This is a genomic window from Pseudomonas sp., assembly GCF_035277045.1.
Classification (GTDB): domain Bacteria; phylum Pseudomonadota; class Gammaproteobacteria; order Pseudomonadales; family Pseudomonadaceae; genus Aquipseudomonas.
Map to the genome: position 1 here is coordinate 1 of NZ_DATELE010000210.1, position 2,986 is coordinate 2,986.

A 2,986-nucleotide genomic window follows, 5' to 3' on the forward strand; every position below is an offset into this window, starting at 1 on the left:
GCGTTTATTTTGAAGTTTTTAACCAGAAACCTGTTTAACTTCAAACACTTGACTCGCTGCGATCTCTCGTTAGCGGGAGGCGAATTCTACAGCGTTTCAACTCGCTGTCAACCACCTTTTTCACCGCTGCCGATCTTTCGATCGAAGCCCCTCCAGTGCTGCCTGAAACGTTTAACTCGTTGATTCTCAAGGAGTTTCGCGTTCCAACTACGCTGGAAGTGGGGCGCATTATAAGGGGATTCAAAACCCCGTCAACCCCTGTTTTCAATAAATCTTGAAAAATACAATTCGAAGACCAAGCTCAGAATCGTTGCGCACTATATTGCTCATTCACGAGGCATTGAGCATGATGTGACACCGTCACATCCATCAATGGCAGTCCGATACCGATGAACACCCAGCCCCGCGGCCTGGCCGCGACCCTTTTCCCGATTGGCCTGCTGCTTATTGCCATGGCGTCCATACAATCTGGCGCTTCACTTGCCAAGAGCATGTTTCCAATCGTTGGCGCCCAAGGCACCACCACCCTGCGGCTGGTATTCGCCAGCATCATCATGTTGCTGCTGCTGCGACCGTGGCGTGCCAGGCTCAACGCCAGCACTCTACGCACGGTTGTTATCTATGGGCTGGCGCTGGGCGGCATGAATTTCCTCTTCTATATGTCGCTGCGTACGGTGCCGCTAGGCATTGCCGTCGCGCTGGAATTCACCGGTCCCCTGGCAGTGGCCTTGTACGCCTCAAGGCGCGCGGTGGATTTTCTCTGGATAGCATTGGCAGTCGTGGGGCTACTGCTGTTGATACCGATAGGTCAGACCGGTGCGGCTGTTGACCTGGAAGGCGCGGCCTATGCCTTGGGCGCCGGAGTGTGTTGGGCCTTGTACATTCTCTACGGCCAACGCGCAGGCGCCGAGAACGGCATCCAGACTGCTGCGCTGGGCGTGATGATCGCCGCGCTGTTCATCGCGCCCATCGGCATCGTGCATGCCGGCAGCGCTCTGCTCACGCCCGCACTGCTGCCTGTGGCCCTAGGTGTCGCAATCCTGTCCACCGCGCTGCCATACAGCCTCGAAATGGTGGCACTTACCCGTATGCCGGCGCGCACCTTCGGGACACTGATGAGCGTGGAGCCGGCTTTTGGCGCGCTATCGGGGCTGCTGTTTCTCGGCGAGGTGCTTAGCTTGGCGCAGTGGCTGGCCATCGCGGCAATCATCACCGCATCGATCGGCGCCACAATGTCGATGCAGCGCGAAACGCCACCCCCAATCGCGGCCGACTGATTTGAGAGTTATTTTCATTTGAGATGTCATCAGTCATTGTACTGACCAACCGTGCTGTTTAAGCTGTCATACGATCATCATCTTCGCGCTATCTACTTGCTCGCTCACGAATGAAGGGATACCCAGAAAACAGGCGCAGCGGCTTCGAACAGACCCAGGGCAGACCTGGGCACGTATTAAGGACAGGAATGAAACGAATTTTGCTCGTCCTGGCCGTCCTGGCCATCGCAGGATGCGCCGCGACTGCCAAGACCGAGGTCAAGCGAGGAAAGAAGGGGCTGCACATCAATTGTTCCGGGCTTTCATCCTCTTGGGACAAGTGCTACACAAAGGCGGCCTCGTCGTGCGGCAGCAAGGGTTACAAGATCATCGCCCGCGCCGGTGACGACGACGCCGAGCCGGGCGACTACCTCTTCGGAATCAATCCGGCAGGCTACACCAGCCGTAGCATGATTGTGCTGTGCAAGTAGTACTGGAAGGGGCAGCTTGAGAGGCGCCCCTTTTTCATATCTGCCTTATATAGCTTTCGTCCGCTCCAGCAGCCAGCTCAGAGCGCTTCCCTCAAGCAATGGCCGCAGACGCTTGCGAACCTCCCCGTGGTACCCATTGAGCCACCCCACTTCGTCGCTGGATAGCATCCCGGGCAGCAGGCATCGCGTGTCGATGGGGCAAAGCGTCAAGGTTTCGAAGGCGAGAAAATCGCCGAACTCACTTTGCCCTGCAGTATGGGTTACCACCAGGTTCTCGATCCGCACGCCCCACTGCCCCGGCCGGTATGTGCCAGGCTCGATCGAGGTGATCATGCCCGCCTGCATGGCGGTCTGTGGCGTGGCAGCGGCTTGATAGGCGATGACTTGCGGGCCTTCGTGTACATTCATGAAGTAGCCGACGCCGTGCCCGGTTCCGTGCCCATAGTCCACCTGGTCGGCCCACAGTGGTGCTCGCGCAATGGCGTCGAGCAAAGGTGAAAGAATGCCCCTCGGGAAGCGCGCCCGCGACAACGCGATCATCCCCTTGAGCACCCGCGTGCAATCCTCCTGCTGGGCAACGCTTGGCGTGCCGATGGGCACCATGCGGGTGATGTCGGTTGTCCCACCCAGGTACTGGGCGCCGGAGTCGATCAGCAACAGGCCGTCGCCCTCTATCCGCGCGTGGGCCTGTTCAGTGGCGCGATAATGCGGCATGGCCCCATTGGCGTTGAACGCCGCGATGGTGGCGAAACTGAGGGACACGAATCCTGGCCGGCGGGCCCTCGCAGCACTGAGCTGATCATCGACAGTCAACTCGGAGAGCGCCTCTTGCCCCTGCCGTGCTTCGAACCAGGCGAAAAACTCGCACAGCGCGGCGCCATCCTGCTCCATCGCCTGGCGTACGTGCAGCAGATCGTCCTCACTCTTGCGCGACTTGCTCAGCGTGGTCGGATTGATACCCTCGACCAGCCGTACTTCGGGGCCGACGTGCTCGAGCAGGCCAACGGTAACCCGCGCCGGGTCGATGAGCAGGCTGCTACCGGCCGGAATCGCCGCCAATGCGTGGCCGGCATCGGCGTAGTCGCGTATCAGGATGCCATCGCCTTCAAGCGCCCGGCGCACGTGTTCGTCGATCTTGTCCAGTGCCACGAAGAGCGTCGCCTGTGCTGCACCGACCAGCGCGAAAGCGACAAACACCGGGTTATAGGACACATCGCTGCCACGCAGGGTGAACAGCCA

3 protein-coding genes are annotated in these 2,986 nt (G+C 59.5%); 2 read left to right on the forward strand and 1 reads right to left on the reverse strand.

Annotated elements, in window-relative coordinates; all coding sequences use genetic code 11:
• The first annotated feature begins 389 nt into the window (after positions 1–389).
• Complete coding sequence (gene rhtA, locus VJS90_RS12020; protein ID WP_324121876.1) at positions 390–1,277, forward strand: threonine/homoserine exporter RhtA; 888 nt, start codon at positions 390–392, stop codon at positions 1,275–1,277.
• A 188-nt stretch (positions 1,278–1,465) separates the two neighbouring features.
• Positions 1,466–1,747, forward strand: coding sequence for a hypothetical protein (locus VJS90_RS12025; protein WP_324121877.1), 282 nt, complete (start codon positions 1,466–1,468; stop codon positions 1,745–1,747).
• A gap of 45 nt (positions 1,748–1,792) precedes the next feature.
• Here VJS90_RS12025 and VJS90_RS12030 read toward each other — a convergent pair.
• A partial coding sequence (locus VJS90_RS12030; protein WP_324121878.1) for an aminopeptidase family protein P occupies positions 1,793–2,986 on the reverse strand: 1,194 nt, incomplete at its 5' end.

Coding starts and splice junctions, on each gene's coding strand:
- rhtA (WP_324121876.1), top strand. CDS start 390: ATGAACACCCAGCCCCGCGGCCTGGCCGCGACCCTTTTCCCGATTGGC.
- VJS90_RS12025 (WP_324121877.1), top strand. CDS start 1,466: ATGAAACGAATTTTGCTCGTCCTGGCCGTCCTGGCCATCGCAGGATGC.